This is a genomic window from Clostridium ragsdalei P11, from assembly GCF_001675165.1.
Lineage (GTDB): Bacteria > Bacillota > Clostridia > Clostridiales > Clostridiaceae > Clostridium_B > Clostridium_B ragsdalei.
Genome location: NZ_LROS01000001.1, coordinates 120078 through 135356, shown reverse-complemented (window position 1 = coordinate 135356; position 15279 = coordinate 120078). Strand labels below are relative to the sequence as shown.

Here is a 15279-nt window from a genome sequence, read left to right as displayed (position 1 = left end):
ATTTGAGCATCCTCGATATCTCATAGTAACCACAGCTAATACTAATCTAGTAAATTTAGAATTCGTAGTGTTTTTTAGCTCAATTAAATCTTCAATTTTATAATCATACAGTGATTCTATTTCAAATAATTTTCTTCCCATAATTAAAACTCCTTTCTCCGTACATTTAGTATTTGGAGAAGAATTTTAATTATTCTGTATAAGTTAATATTTTAGTTAGAAACCCTATATAGGGTGTATAAACGAAAAATAAACTTATACTTCGGATATTTTTACAACCTTCAGTTCGTTAAATATTTTGGTAAGTCTAAGTAGAAAGTTAACTTATACTAGCCATATACTAACAAAAATCATCACACTAAAAACTTTTTATAAGTCTAAAGTTAGGTATTTAGAAAATCTAAAGAATCTTATATAAACTCGTACCTCAGACATATATAAGCTTCTAAGATTTTCTAAAATACCTCACTAAGACTTATAAAAAAAGTTTTTAAGTGTGATTTTTATTTTGTTAGTATATTTTATATATAAGTTAAAATTTCAATTAGAATCACTAGGGCTTACCTTCAATTTATAAAATATAATTAAGAATTATGGATGATTTTCTTATGCTAACACTCCCTAAAATCTAAAATATAGTAACATTGAAGCTTTGCCTTAATAAAAGCTTTGCCCGACAATTGAATAAAATTCAGCACTTAAAATAAGAATATTCAATAAATAATTCATATGTATTGAAAAAGCATAGAAAACGGTATACAATAATCATATTAGATAAATTATGTTAAAAAAACAAATAATATAATGTTTATATATTTAAAAATATTGAAATTTAGATTACTCTTTGTAAGGGTCATTAAGAATAGGAGGAATACAGATGGAACTTAACAAAAAAGTTGATGAAATGAAAGAAGAGTTGGTTAAGGCAACTCAAGAGGTAGTTAAAATTAAAAGTACTCAAGATGAAGAAAAACCAGGTATGCCTTTTGGTGAAGGGCCAGACAAAGCACTTGACAAGGCTCTTGAAATTGCAACTGCACTTGGATTTCATACATATAAAGAAGAAGAAGGATATTATGGATATGCAGAATATGGTGAAGGGGAAGATTATGTAGCAGTTCTGGGACATATGGATATAGTGCCAGAAGGAGATAACTGGATTCACCCACCTTATGGAGCAGAAATCCATGAAGATAAGATTTTTGGAAGAGGTACATTGGATGATAAAGGACCAACAATGGCAGCGCTCTTTGGATTAAAGGCTATAAAGGACCTTAAAATGCCGCTTTCAAAAAAAGTCAGAGTTATTTTTGGAACAAATGAAGAGACGGGAAGCTCTGAAATGCATGTTTATAATAAAAAAGAAAAAGCTCCAGTATCTGGATTTACACCAGATGCCATGTATCCACTTATAAATGCGGAAAAGGGTATAAGAAGATTTCATGTTGTTAAAAAATTAAGTTCCTGCAACTGTGGGATTGCAATTAAATCATTAAAAGGTGGAATAAGACCTAACATGGTTCCTGATAAATGTGAAACTGTAATAGCTGCAAAAGATACGGGAAGCATTGCTAAAGCAATAAAGGAATTTGCAAATAAAAAGGGATACAATATGAAAACTGAAATTGTAAATGGCGATTTAGTTTTACATACGTTTGGAGTAGGAGCTCATGGAAGTATGCCTGAACTAGGCAAAAATGCTGTAATGCAGACTTTTGACTTTTTAGGAACTATTGCAAAAGGATCTTGTCCTCTTGCAGACTATATAAATTTCTTTAATAAGTATGTTGGATTTGAAACAGAAGGTACTTCACTTGGAATAGCCTGTGAAGATCAACCATCAGGAAAGTTATCGTTAAATGTAGGAGTTGCTGAAATCAATGAAGAGATGGCAGATTTGTGGTTAGATATAAGATATCCTGTTACCAAGAAAGGTGAAGAAATCATGAATACCATTTCTAAGAAATTTGCAGAGTGTGGTGCTAAAATAGAAAGAGTAGAAGCTGATGAACCTCTTTATTTTGCAGAAGATAGTGAGTTAGTTAAAACTCTTCTTAAGGTTTATAATGATGAGACCGGCCAAGAGGGAAAAGCTTATGGAATAGGTGGAGGAACTTATGCTAAGGAGCTTCCAAATATAATTGGATTTGGACCAATATTCCCTGGGAAACCAGACCTTGATCATCAAGCTAATGAATATATTGAAATTGGGGATCTAGTAATGAATGCTAAAATATATGCCCATGCAATATATGAACTTGCAAAATAATTTTATAGTTTATAAACTGAAATAGCACGAGTAATTCGTGCTATTTTTATGATATAATACGTGTTACTATTTAGAAATGGAGAAAAGTATGAATTTAACAATAATTACTGTAGGAAAATTGAAAGAAAGGTATTTAAAAGATGCAGTAGAGGAATATTCGAAAAGACTGTCTAGGTATTGTAAAATCAATATAGTGGAAGTTCAGGATGAAAAGACTCCAGAAAATGCTTCTAAAAAAGATGAAGATATTATAAGGGAAAAAGAAGGAGCAAGAATATCAAAGCATATAAGTGATAGTATGTATGTAGTGGCAATGGATTTAAAGGGAAATACTATGACTTCTGAACAGTTTTCTGATTTCATTGGAAATTTAGGACTTCAGGGCAGGAGCAATATTGCCTTTATAATAGGCGGTTCTCTAGGTATTTCCAGGGAAATTTTGCAAAGGGCTGATTACAAGCTGTGTTTTTCCAAGATGACTTTTCCACATCAGCTCTTTAGGGTAATGCTTTTGGAGCAGATATACAGGGGATTTAAGATAATGAAAGGTGAACCTTACCACAAATGATGAGAATTTTTTGTGGGTTTATTTATGATTAATAAAAATTGATGTGATATGGTGTATATTAAAATCTGTTTTTGTTCATTTCTATGTAACAACTTATCTACATTGGGAAAATATCAATATTTATTATGATGAAGATTTTGTTGTGTAACCCATTAAGCGATGAAAAATATAATTATAAAATGTTTGTAAAACATGGTACAATATGCTTATATCATACGTGAGGTGAACAATAGAATGGGATTATTTAATAGAATGAAAGAACCGGTTTTTCTTAAGGAAAGCAGTGATGCAGAAGTACAATTAGAAAAGCTTAAAGCATTGGAACCCTTACTTAATGCAGAAGGGCAAAATATAATAAAACAAGATATAAAATGCCTTGAATATGGAATTGCAGGAGAAAAGAATATTAAATTCGAATTAAAGAATAGTCATATGCCAATGTATATTTTGCATGATATTTATCTTAAGGATGGAGATTTGAGCGCTCAGATAGATTATCTTGTGTTTACAAAGAAGATTTGCTTTGTTATCGAATGTAAAAATCTTTATGGAGACATTGAAATTAATAGCACAGGTGACTTTGTTCGTACTATAGAATTTGGTGGTAGGAAGAGAAAAGAGGGCATTTATTCACCTATCACACAGAATCAACGACATTTAGAATTAATGAAGAAAATTAGGACAGACAACAAGAATAATATATTGATGAAATATATGGCTGGAAGATACTTTGAAGATTTTAATAAATCAGTAGTAGTTTTGGCTAATCCTAGGACTGTACTTAATGCAAAGTATGCAAAGAAAGAAGTAAAGGAGAAAGTTATCCGTGCTGATCAGTTGGTTAAATATATAAAGAAAATGTACGAAAATTCTAAAGTAGCAGCTAATTCAGAAGATAGAATGTTAGATTGGGCTCAATCTTACTTAGATTTACATAAGGATATTGAGAATCATTATATTGGAAAATATGAACAGTATAAAATTAATATAATAACATCACAGAAATCAGATGAAGAAGTACCAACTCCAGTATCAGAGAGAAGCACTATAACAGCAGGAAAAGTTACAGTAGAAGAAACCGATATTTTTAAAGAATTAAAGGCATACCGCTTACATAAGAGTCGTGAAGAAAAAATAAAACCTTACTTCATTTATAATAACAATCAATTAAAGAATTTAATTTTAAAGATGCCTAGAAACAAAGAAGAACTACAGAAAGTTGCTGGATTTGGTGAGGTAAAGGCGAATAAGTATGGCGATGATATCTTGAAAATTATAGATAAATATTAATATGGAACTATTTTCTATGCTGCATGATAAAGGATTCTTCTCTATATCGATATTTTATAAAAAATTGGGGTTTAAAAAACATAAAACTGCCTATGCAAAATATCCATTTCAATCAAAATATCTTGAGGATTAGTTGCTGCAGAATATTCATATATTGTAAATTAAGAATTATTTGTATAGTATACAGATAAATAGTAATCTGACAATTTTAAAAAATAAGTTGAAATATATTTTAAAGCATTATATGATGAATTTAGACATCGATGTAATCTATTAAAAAAGAAGGTAAATTTATGAATATTAATATTGAAATGATACCATCATATAAAATTGCTTATATACGAAGAACAGGCCCTTATGGTTCAGAAAATGTCCCAATAATGGAACAATTAAAAAGTTGGGCTAGAGAAAAAAATTTATTTAATGAAAATTCAATTATATTAGGAATAGTCCAAGATAACCCTCAATTCATAGAACCTAAAAATTGCCGTTATGATACATGTTTAGTTGTTTCGGATAAATTTAAAGTGGATGATAAGTATATTAAATTTGGAAAAACTATTGGCGGTAAATATTGCGTATTTAAAATAAATCATACAGTAGATGCTGTGAAAAAAGCGTGGATGGAGATATTTTCAGAGTTATCAAAAAGAAATTATAAATTTGATAATAGAAGACCTATCCTTGAACGTTATGCTATGCAGATGATAAATAAGCATTATTGCGAAATTTGCACACCAATATTATAAAAAATATTAAAACAGATTCTAATTTAGCTGCATAAACCTCAATGCAGCTTTAAATTTGCAGTATAATATATAGAAATTATGAACGCTATAAAAATAAGATGGAGTGTAGAGGAAAATGGGAAAGAACAAGCAAATTACAAAAAGAGGATTAATTTCATCAATAGTAGCTTCCTCAATATTTACATTAGTATATTGGATTTCATTTTATGAATTAAATACTTTATGTAAATTTGGACGATTTAAGAATAATATAACTATATTATTGGGATGTATGGTATTCTTTTTGGCTTGGTTTATAATTCTAATAATTAGAATTGTGAAAAAACCAGCAGCTGTACCTGAGCAAAATGTAGATATATATAAGTTCTATTCGCGTTGTAAAACTATATGGACTTGTACAATTATAATAGTTATAGTTCTTATAACATGTTTTTATGGAGTGAAGATATACCATAGTGCAATAAATTACAATGGAAAGTTATCATGGTTCTTAAGTGATTTAAAAAATAAAAGAACTGTAAAGCTTGAACATAATAATATATATGAAAGCGGTATAGAAGGGATATTTGCAGATATTAATAAAAAAGTTCATATGCCAGAAAAATTATATGTTGTAAATAACTTTAGCCTTAAATTTCATTCTAATGGACAAATTACATCTTTTGATACATTCCTTTATGGAAAAAATGCTAAAGGTGAGTTAGGAAGCTATTTAATTAGCTATAACAGCAAAAATTCAGGGAATATAACTATATATTTGAAAGGTTATGTAAATCCAAATTATAATGATGATAAACTTTTAGAACCATTAATTAAGACAATGAAAGTAATTCCACTTAAGAAAACAGTGAGAAACTGGCCTGAAAAGCAGTATGGTATTCTTTATTCTGGTAAACGAAGTTTTGGATATAATACAGATGGTATTGTTTATATTGATTCAAAAGGTAATACAAATTCAGCTGTTAATGCCTATTCTGAAATAGTAGGATATATTGTTTCTGTATTTGTACCGGGCAAAGAGAGTGAATATACTCCTGTTAGATACAATTTAACAGATTATTTAAATAATATTAAAACAGCAGAACCTTCAAAAGACAACAAATGAAGAACCATTTTTAGAGTCTTTTGGATCATCAGCAGGAATAACATTTCTGAATAATAAGCTTAGATTTTTATGTTTATCTTATAGCGGTTGTGGTGATTAATTTATAAAAGAGGGTATGTAAATGAAAAGTATATATGATATAAAATTGTTTGTGAATCTATATGATTGTTTTATGAGAAAAATCATGTTTCCAAGATGTTTTAATACGACAATAGAAACACATATGGGTATATTAAAAAATGAGTTGAAGGATATACATGGCAAAAAAGTGCTGGAGTTGGCTGCAGGAACTGGCAGCACAGCAGAGGTTCTGCCCATAGACAATTCTTATATTGGAACGGATGTAAGTATAAGAATGCTAAATATAGCAAAAACAAAGTTCAAAAAGATGGGTTTTCAAAATATTGCATTTGAAATAGCCGATGCATGTAATCTTAAGTTTGAGGCTGAATACTTTGATTTGATAATCTGCAACCTGGCAATGACCTATTTTATTAATATAGATGATTTCGTTGATGGCCTATACCGTATTTTACGGCAAGGTGGAGAATATCTGTGTAGTGTTCCAATATCGCAAAATAATGGAAAGAAAAAGTATAGAATTAATGAAAAAATAGCCACACCTGAAAAAATTAAGGATTTATTTGTGAGGTATGGTTTAGCATTTGAAACTCTTAAAAAGCAGGCGGGAGAATTATTGTATTTTAAAGCATATAAAATTGCGTAACAAATTGATGTAATTGTGCATAGATAAGAGATTTAATAATTTTATTTTTCATTTGAACGTATAAAATTCGATAACTGCATTTTGCTATTAACATTTAATTTTTTATAAATATTTTGTATATGATTATCAACGGTTTTAGGGGATATAAAAAGTTTTTCAGCAATTTGTTTATATGTTACTCCTTCCAGGATAAGTTCTATAATCTCACCTTGTTTTTCTGTAATATTATATTTTTGGTTAAAGTAATCCGTAAGTTTATTATCAGCAATAAGCGCTGGAGCGTTAAAATATTTTAAAACCAGCTTAAGATTAAAAATATTAATTGCAAGGAAATAAGAAGGAAGTGCTGCTATTTTTAAAATATCCATATTTTTAATGAAATGAATGTAAGAACTATATGATTCGAATATTATTAAAGGCAGAAATACTATAGTTAATAAAATAAAAGATTTTATTGCTTGTTTTAAATCCTTATTTACAACCTGTTTATAATTTGTTAGTCCAATAAATAGCTCGTATACAATTACAGCAATAATAGAAGCTCGTACTACAAACTTAAAAATATAGTAAGCACTAAATAAATAGTATATTGTTATTCCTATAAATTGAAATACAAAAATAGAAATGAATAATGTTTTCTTAAAATTTGTTATTTGTATACCAAAAAGATAATTTATTAAGAACAATCCTGATAAAGAACTAAATGATGTACCAACAATATCTAAAAATTTAGATAAAAATGGAATAAATGAACTTACTTGAATTACATATTTTGAGTATAGTCCTAATGTTATTGAATTTTGAATAGCAAAAAAAGATAGATTCAAGACTATGAAAAATTTTAGAGACTTCTTTTTATTACTATTGTAGATAAAATAGGAAATCGAAATAGATGATACACCTGTAAATAATGAGATAATACAAAACAGTAAATGAATATCTTTCATAAAAAGATGTCCTTTCGTTACATTTTACTTTGAGAAAAGATTTAATGGAGTAAATTTTTTTTCAAATGCAATATATAGTATAGAACAGATGATTTTAGAATTCAAGAAATTTAAACATAGTAATCATTAGTCAAGAGTATAAAAACTGTGTAAATTCAGGGATAGGGAGTATTCCCTATCCTTATTTTTTATGCAATAAAGGGTTTTTTGCCTATTGTTACTTGCTTATTTTTGATGTTTTAATGATTTATGAAGGCATGTGCTATTCTAAATAAGCTTTTGTATGATTAAAAATAAATTATAAGCGAGGTATACATATGAAATTAAGAAAGAAAATCAGTTTTTTATCCTTTTTTTTGTTACCAATTACGTTAAATTATTTTTCACCAGTTCTTATAGTACAAGGAAGTTTTGAAAAGACACTTACAAGTATGCACATTATATTTGGATTAATGATTTTACTTGCAGTTTTCTTTGGAGGAGCATGGTGTAGTTATATATGCCCTTTTGGTGCGTTACAAGATTTGCTGCCAAATACTAGTTCCAAAGGTAAACTACCTAATTTGAAATTATTAACAGGAGGTGTTTTCCTGGTTTTAATAGTAGCACCCATAGTAATGAGTGGTTTTCAAAGAATAATATTGCCTTACCATATGCAAAACACTAAAATTTCCATAAGCAGCGTACATGACGTAATTCGATACTATATAGTAACCATATCTATTATTTTGATAACAATAGCAGCAGGCAAAAGGACATGGTGTCGATGCATCTGTCCAATGTATATATTTAATTATATTGGAATTAAGATAGGAAGATTTTTTAAGTTACCTACCTTGAAAATAGTAAGTGAAAGTGATAAATGTACTCAATGCAGAAAATGTACTGAGCATTGTTTGATGGGTCTTGATGTAGCTAATATGGTTAAAAATAATAAATGGAATACTAATGAGTGTATCAAATGTGGGGAATGTTTAAATCAATGTAAATGTGATGCGTTGAAAATAAAGTGGACAAAGTAGGTAAGTAACAAAGTGATATAATTTACTTATAAGTTAATTTGAATATGTGATACTTGAAAATTGTTATGGTATTATACCAAAAAGTTTAAATTCATTTTTAGGCTATGTTTTAATACGATGTTGAAATATAGTCTAAAAAAGATTTAAATTATATTCATACTGTGTAGTTAGATATACAATGCCTTTTGGGGACATTCTACTATGCAATTGGTACATAAAATACATTCTGTTCCATTTATTCTCTTCCTATCATTATTAATCATATCCACGTTCATAGGACAAATTTTTTTGCATTTACCACAACTAATACATTTTTCTTTGTGACATTTTACTCTTAACATTGAAAAATAACTTGCTGGTTTTAAAAAAACTGTTATTGGGCAAATGTATTTACAGAATGCACGATTATCCTTAAATAAAAATGCTAAGATAATTCCTACAGCATAATACAAAAGATTACCAATAATAAAACTCCAAAACATAAATTTTTCTAAATTTGGTATCCGTAAAAAAAAGACTGTTCCCACAAAAGTTAATGAAAGTATAAATAAAATATACTTTATAAAACCAAGTTTTTTGCGTGAAGATTGTGGTATTTTGTACGGAAGTAAATCAAGTATCATTGCGATCCAACAAGCATACCCACACCAACCTCGTCCAAATATAAAAGGACCACATATTTTTGCCACAATATAATGTATAACTGCTGATTGAAATACTCCTAAAAATAAATAATACCAAAATCCTTCAATCATCATATTTTCATGACAGATCAAACCTAAATACACTAACATATATAGTCCAACACCAAGTTGCACTACAAGTCGAGCATATCTGAACTTTTTGATATTGAGAAATAAGCCCATGGCAATACAAATTCCAATATATGAAAAATTAAAAAGATAAAACAAATTGTCTAATTCCAACCACAATGTTATTGCAATTATTTCAAATGCAAGAAACATTATGATTGGAAGTTTGTATTTTATAACCATTATAGAAGGGATGAGTATAATTGACTAAATCAGAAAATAAAATCTATGAAAAGAGATGGATTATATTATTTACAATTGTTTCAGCTGCTTTTATGTCTAATTTAGATGGAAGCATAGTAAATATTGCACTTCCAGATATGTCGGCTAAGCTTCATGTTACTATGGCAAGTGTTGAATGGGTTGTCACTAGCTTTTTAATAACTGTCGCAGCAACTATTTTAATATTTGGAAGAATAGGAGACATAAAAGGCAAAACAAAAGTGTTTAAATTTGGAGTTGTGCTTTTTACACTTGGATCTTTTTTATGTTGCATTACAAATTCACTTTTAATTCTTGTGATATCTAGAGTTATACAAGCAATAGGTGCAGCAGCTGAAATGGCTAATAGTCAAGGTATTATAACGGAGGTATTTCCGGTAAATGAAAGAGGGAGAGCATTAGGGCTTTTAGGGACTTCTGTTGCATTAGGTGCAATGGCAGGACCACCCCTTGGAGGCATAATTATATCGACTCTAAGTTGGAAATATATATTTTTAATAAATGTTGTTATAGGAATAATTGTTTTTGGACTTACTATGAAAATATTTCTTAAAGTTAATAAAGTGACCCATGAAAAACTCGATGGAAAGGGAGCAGTATTATTTACAGTTGCAGTTGTATTTTTATTTGGAGCAATAGTAGAAGGTCAGACGGTAGGTTATAATAATTTATTAATAATTTCAGCATTTATTTTAGCATTATTAGCATTTATAACATTTATAGTAATTGAGAGAAAGATAAATTCACCATTGCTTTATTTAAAAATATTTTCAAACAGCTCATTTTCTATAAGTATAATATGTGGATTTATATCATTTACTGCAATTAGTGCATCAAATATAATTTTGCCATTTTATTTTCAGGATACTTTAAAATTTTCAGCGGCAACAACAGGTTTTCTTATGATGATATCTCCGATTATTCTATCTGTGGTTGCTCCATTTAGTGGGTATCTATCTGACAAAATGGGATCAGAAGTATTGACAATTATAGGACTTACACTTACAAGTATAGGATTATTTTTAATCAGTGGTTTAAATGAAAAATCTCTAGTGGTTGTATTATTAGTTTATATATTCATCATGACAATAGGAAATGGGATATTCCAATCACCTAATAATTCATTAATAATGTCTACAGTTACTAGAGATAAACTTGGAATTGCAGGGGGTGTAAATGCACTTGTAAGAGATTTAGGATTTGCTCTTGGCACATCCTTTGCTACTCTTATTTTATATAACAGAATGAGTTATAAAATAGGGCATAGAGTAATTGACTATGTAAAAGATAGAGACGACGTATTTGTTTATGGAATGAAGTCAGTTTATATATGTGCAGGAACTTTGTGTGCTATAGGAGTTGTTATAACAGCAATAAGATTTTACAATAGCAAAAAGAAATTTGAAATGAACAAAAGACAGAATATTGACTAGACTTTAGTGTTATGTTAATATTTAGACAGCATTATGTCTAAATGAAAGGAGATATCTATGAACAACCACAACGCATTATTTTTAATGCAACAAATTTGTATAACAATTTTTTCTCTCACTAATAAACTTCAAGTAAAAGGTGATGGATATTATGAACATTTAACAAGTAGACAAGTTATGGCTTTAGTAGCAATTCTTCATTTGCCAGAAAATGAAACAACCATTAATAATATTGCTAGAATATTAGGAACAACAAAACAGAGTATGAAGCGAGTACTATCTATTATAGAAAACAAAGGTTATATCATTTCTGTACCTAGTCAGCTGGATAAGCGTGCAGTTAACGTTAGAATTACAGAAACCGGAAAACAGATTATCAAAAGCTGTGGTGAAAATTCAATAAGGTTTCTTGCTGATATTTCCAAAAAACTTTCAATCCAAGAAATGGAAATACTATGGAATTTATTAAAGAAATTATATAGTTTTGATGGTGAAGAACAGAATGGTTTTGAGGAAGAAGTTGACTATAAAATTGGTGAAATTAAAAATGATTCCAAAATAAGAGCATTAAATGAATTTGAAAGATTAAGAAACAAGAGTGAATAGATATTAATAATTTTTTTAAATAATAAAGGAAGATTTAAAATTATGAAAAATAAATCTAACAGATTAATTTATTTTGAAGAATATGTACACATAAATGGTATAGATCAATATTTGTTTCATGCTGATACAAAATATGATAACCCAGTGATGTTGTTTTTACATGGTGGGCCAGGTTTCGCAGAATCAACACTTTCTCATATTTTTCAGGAAAAGTGGGAGAAAATTTTTACAATAGTTCACTGGGACCAGCGTGGTGCTGGAAAAACATTTACTAAAAATCCAGATAAGTGTCCTACAATTGATTTAATGTTAGAGGATTTGTTTGAAATTGTTCAATACTTAAAAATAAAATATAGTAAAGAAAAAATAATTTTATTTGGGCATTCCTGGGGAACTATTTTAGGAAGTATATTTATAAAAAAATATCCAGATGAAGTAGCTTATTATATTGGAGTTGGGCAAGTTATTAGTATGTTTCAAAATGAGCGTGTTGGCTATGAAAAAGTTAAAGAATTAGCTTTGCAGTCCAATGATAAAAAATCTCTAAAAGATCTTGAAGCTTTAGGTGATTATCCAGGAAATAATCATGGTATTAATTTTAAGAAAAAATCTGAAAAACTACGTAAAGTTCAAGCTAAATATGGTTTAGCTGTTAACAGCAACTTTTCTGCAATTATGGGCCTAATTAGAAGTCCTATTTTTAGGTTGTCAGATATTTCTGCGCTGATGAAAATGGATAAAGTAAATAAAGAAATAGTGGAATTTTGGAGTAAATTTGATATAAGATCAGAATCAGCAGAATATAAAGTGCCAATTTATTATATTTTAGGTAAAAATGATTGGCAAACCCCTTATATTATTGCCGAAGAATACTTTAAAAAAATTAATGCCCCATATAAAAAATTATATTTAATACCTGGTGCTGGACATATGACAATGGTAGATAAACCTAACTTATTTTTTGATGCTTTATCGAATATCAGTATTATAGAGAAAAACTGTATTTTAAATATTGTATGAATAGTTTAACTTGGGGAAGCATGTAATAAAAATTTTTACATAAGATATAGGTGCTGCGACAAAATGGAACTCCATCTGAAAAATATAGATCTTTAACATAACCGTCAAAGTTTTCTAAGCAAATTTTCGGAAGAATACCCCATCCTAGCCCGTGTTTAGCCATTTCTAAACAAGTATCAATATTGTCAACCCAAAGTTTTGTATTGTTAATAGATATGTTATTTTCAAAAAGCCAAGTCTGAATTTTTCCTTGTGAAATGGGATCGGTAGTTCTGCCAATGTATGAATAAGAATTAAGAGAGAGCTGCATTTTCATTACTGCATATGAGGCACATCGGTTCAGTACCTAATAGTATGGTAAGTTCGTCCCACTTGTATTCTCCCCGTATGATGACTATAGAAAATTCATCATTTTTGAGTCTATTATATAAATTTTTGCTGTGATCAGTAGATATATTGACATCAACGTTTGGAAATGCTTCTGTATAACTTTTTAAAACTTTAGGAAGGCGATATCGTGCATAATTTAAGGAAAATCCAACAGTTAAATTTCCACCTATAAAGTTATGGTTGGAGGATACATGCTCACGCATCTGGTTTAAAGTATTTACTACAGTTCTAATATACGGGATGATGCTTTCACCTAAAGGAGTAAACAAGACTCCTTTTTTAGAACGGATAAGTAAATCAGCACCTAAATCTTTTCCTATTTTTTTAATCCTCATTTGGTGGTGGTGCAACTACCCAATATCTTATTCAAGAACAGTTTATTTATAAGCACAAATGGATAACAGATGAAGAATATGCTAATATTATTGGAATGTGTCAAATAACACCTGGTATGAATATTATTGCGTCTACAATACTTATAGGAAAAAAGTTGGCTGGCGGGATAGGAATATTTATATCCCTGGTGGGACTTATTTTGCCTAGTGCAGCAGTTACAATTACATTAACTACGATTTATACTTCTATTAGCAAGTCATCAAAAGTACATTCTGCACTTCATGCAGTATTTGCTGCTATTTTTGGTATAGCTTTAGCTACAAATTGGAGAAATGTACAACCTATTATTATAAAAAATTATAAAAGGGGATCTATGATTTTTGGCGTAACAATTGCAATAATGATTGGTAGTGGAGTTATTTATATATTTTTTAATCCATCTGTAATTTTATTATATGTTTTAGGTGGATTATGTGGTGCTGCTGCTTATTGGTATATTTCTAAAAAAGAGGTGAGGGTTAATAAATGAGCTGGGTTATATTTTTTTGGACTTTACTTAAATCAGTTTTATTTTCTTCGGGAGGTTACGGTCCCTTACCTAGTTTGCACTCTGATTTTATAAATTATGGATGGGCAGGCCAGAAACAATTTACTGAATCCCTAGCAATTGGACAAATTACTCCTGGACCTACTTTGGGTTGTCAGTTTGTGTTATTTGGTTGCTGGATTACGTGGAGCACTATTGGCATGTGTTGCATTACTTCTGCCGACATTATTGATTCTAATCGTTCAGCGTTGTTATACTCGTATTGCAAAGTATTCAGCAACACAAGGACTACTTGATGGAGTAGTAATTGTTATAGCTAGCTTTAGTGTAATAGTTGTATTTAAAATATTTGTAAGTAATGGTATTGATGTAGAGACGATTGCCATTGCATCTATAAGTTCTATCTTGGCAATATCAAGGCGTGTATCTACAAATGTTATACTACTAGTTTCAGTTTTAGTAGGTGTAGTATTTTAATTGTATGGGGCAATGCGGTTTGAATAAGATAGAAAATAATGTTATCTTATTCAAATAGAGTTTGTGAACTATGAATACTTGTGACAAGGGAGTGTTGAATAAATGAATATTAATATTATACTATTTAATAATTTTGAGACTCTAGATATATTTGGACCAATAGAAATACTAGGACAAATAAAAGACTATCAGATACACTATTATTCAGAAGCTGGAGGTGTTATTACTAATGCACAAAATCTTAAAGTTGTAACTGATCCTATTAGTTTGGCAGATGAAAGTGGTATATTAGTTATTCCAGGAGGAATGGGTACAAGAGAATTAATTAATAATACACCTTTTTTAAATAAATTAAAGTCAATTGCAGAGAAATCTATATATTGTTTATCTATATGCACCGGTTCAGCAGTATTAGCAAGGTGTGGAGTTTTAAAGAATAAAAAAGCTACATCTAATAAACAAGCCTTAAAATGGGTGAAATCAGTAAGTGACCAAGTAAACTGGGTGGAAAAAGCGCGTTGGGTTGCTGATGGAAAGTATTATACATCATCAGGTATTTCAGCTGGAATTGATATGACATTGGGTTTCATTTCGGATAGATTTGGTAAAGATAAAGCTATAAAAATTGCTAATGATATTGAATATATATGGAATGATGATTGTACAAATGATATATTTGCAGGATAAATTTTCAGTTTGTAAAGTTGCAAAGCAAGTGTTAGTATGCTATTATTGTAAAACATTAATTGAGTTTTTATC

General features: G+C 29.2%; 17 protein-coding genes and 1 pseudogene. 14 read left to right on the top strand and 4 right to left on the bottom strand.

Annotation, left to right across the window (positions count from 1 at the left end; genetic code table 11):
• The first annotated feature begins 877 nt into the window (after positions 1-877).
• The 6 genes from pepV to CLRAG_RS00610 all read left to right on the top strand — a co-directional run bounded on the left by pepV (position 878) and on the right by CLRAG_RS00610 (position 6708).
• The gene (gene pepV / locus CLRAG_RS00635; protein WP_065076586.1) at positions 878-2269 is read left to right on the top strand and encodes a dipeptidase PepV; all 1392 of its coding nucleotides are present in this window, start codon (positions 878-880) and stop codon (positions 2267-2269) included.
• A gap of 88 nt (positions 2270-2357) precedes the next feature.
• The gene (gene rlmH, locus CLRAG_RS00630; protein WP_065076585.1) at positions 2358-2837 is read left to right on the top strand and encodes a 23S rRNA (pseudouridine(1915)-N(3))-methyltransferase RlmH; all 480 of its coding nucleotides are present in this window, start codon (positions 2358-2360) and stop codon (positions 2835-2837) included.
• A 234-nt stretch (positions 2838-3071) separates the two neighbouring features.
• The gene (locus CLRAG_RS00625; protein WP_065076584.1) at positions 3072-4127 is read left to right on the top strand and encodes an HRDC domain-containing protein; all 1056 of its coding nucleotides are present in this window, start codon (positions 3072-3074) and stop codon (positions 4125-4127) included.
• A 293-nt stretch (positions 4128-4420) separates the two neighbouring features.
• On the top strand, positions 4421-4876 hold the full coding sequence (locus CLRAG_RS00620) for an AraC family transcriptional regulator (protein WP_065076583.1): 456 nt from the start codon (positions 4421-4423) through the stop codon (positions 4874-4876).
• A 115-nt stretch (positions 4877-4991) separates the two neighbouring features.
• A complete protein-coding gene (locus CLRAG_RS00615) occupies positions 4992-5981 on the top strand; it encodes a hypothetical protein (RefSeq protein WP_338030796.1) in 990 nt (329 codons plus the stop codon).
• A 121-nt stretch (positions 5982-6102) separates the two neighbouring features.
• Entirely contained in the window at positions 6103-6708 is a 606-nt protein-coding gene (locus CLRAG_RS00610; RefSeq protein ID WP_065076582.1) for a class I SAM-dependent methyltransferase, read from the top strand.
• Between the two features lie 41 nt (positions 6709-6749).
• Here the strand turns inward: CLRAG_RS00610 and CLRAG_RS00605 are convergent, their stop codons facing one another.
• Positions 6750-7655, bottom strand: coding sequence for a helix-turn-helix domain-containing protein (locus CLRAG_RS00605; protein ID WP_065076581.1), 906 nt, complete (start codon positions 7653-7655; stop codon positions 6750-6752).
• A gap of 317 nt (positions 7656-7972) precedes the next feature.
• On the opposite strand from CLRAG_RS00605, the gene CLRAG_RS00600 reads away from it, so the two are divergent.
• Entirely contained in the window at positions 7973-8677 is a 705-nt protein-coding gene (locus tag CLRAG_RS00600) for a 4Fe-4S binding protein (protein ID WP_065076580.1), read from the top strand.
• 167 nt (positions 8678-8844) lie between these two features.
• On the opposite strand, the gene CLRAG_RS00595 is transcribed toward CLRAG_RS00600, so the two are convergent.
• A complete protein-coding gene (locus tag CLRAG_RS00595) occupies positions 8845-9471 on the bottom strand; it encodes a 4Fe-4S binding protein (protein WP_338030793.1) in 627 nt (208 codons plus the stop codon).
• A 221-nt stretch (positions 9472-9692) separates the two neighbouring features.
• On the opposite strand from CLRAG_RS00595, the gene CLRAG_RS00590 reads away from it, so the two are divergent.
• Genes CLRAG_RS00590 through CLRAG_RS00580 form a run of 3 tightly spaced genes read left to right on the top strand, consistent with a single transcriptional unit; the run spans position 9693 to position 12770 of the window.
• Positions 9693-11144, top strand: coding sequence for an MFS transporter (locus CLRAG_RS00590; RefSeq protein WP_065076578.1), 1452 nt, complete (start codon positions 9693-9695; stop codon positions 11142-11144).
• A gap of 57 nt (positions 11145-11201) precedes the next feature.
• A complete protein-coding gene (locus tag CLRAG_RS00585; protein WP_065076577.1) occupies positions 11202-11750 on the top strand; it encodes a MarR family winged helix-turn-helix transcriptional regulator in 549 nt (182 codons plus the stop codon).
• A 42-nt stretch (positions 11751-11792) separates the two neighbouring features.
• Positions 11793-12770, top strand: a complete 978-nt coding sequence (locus CLRAG_RS00580) for an alpha/beta fold hydrolase (RefSeq protein WP_065076576.1) — start codon at positions 11793-11795, stop codon at positions 12768-12770.
• On the opposite strand, the gene CLRAG_RS21185 is transcribed toward CLRAG_RS00580, so the two are convergent.
• On the bottom strand, positions 12736-13080 hold the full coding sequence (locus CLRAG_RS21185; protein WP_065076575.1) for a LysR family transcriptional regulator substrate-binding protein: 345 nt from the start codon (positions 13078-13080) through the stop codon (positions 12736-12738). The two genes, CLRAG_RS00580 and CLRAG_RS21185, sit on opposite strands and share 35 nt — an antisense overlap.
• The gene (locus tag CLRAG_RS21180; RefSeq protein ID WP_065076574.1) at positions 13064-13495 is read right to left on the bottom strand and encodes a LysR family transcriptional regulator; all 432 of its coding nucleotides are present in this window, start codon (positions 13493-13495) and stop codon (positions 13064-13066) included. Before CLRAG_RS21180 ends, CLRAG_RS21185 begins: the two co-directional genes overlap by 17 nt.
• Positions 13496-13524: 29 nt before the next feature.
• On the opposite strand from CLRAG_RS21180, the gene CLRAG_RS00565 reads away from it, so the two are divergent.
• The 4 genes and pseudogenes from CLRAG_RS00565 (at position 13525) to CLRAG_RS00555 (ending at position 15207) form a co-directional block, all read left to right on the top strand.
• Positions 13525-14025 (top strand): chromate transporter, encoded by a 501-nt coding sequence (locus CLRAG_RS00565; protein WP_083985472.1) that lies wholly within the window; start codon positions 13525-13527, stop codon positions 14023-14025.
• A pseudogene (locus CLRAG_RS21350) lies at positions 14022-14198 on the top strand (chromate transporter); the annotation flags it as partial. The gene CLRAG_RS00565 and the pseudogene CLRAG_RS21350, both read left to right, overlap by 4 nt.
• Positions 14199-14202: 4 nt before the next feature.
• Positions 14203-14520, top strand: coding sequence for a chromate transporter (locus CLRAG_RS21000; RefSeq protein WP_242872063.1), 318 nt, complete (start codon positions 14203-14205; stop codon positions 14518-14520).
• A 102-nt stretch (positions 14521-14622) separates the two neighbouring features.
• Entirely contained in the window at positions 14623-15207 is a 585-nt protein-coding gene (locus CLRAG_RS00555; RefSeq protein ID WP_065076573.1) for a DJ-1/PfpI family protein, read from the top strand.
• The last annotated feature ends 72 nt before the right edge of the window (positions 15208-15279 follow it).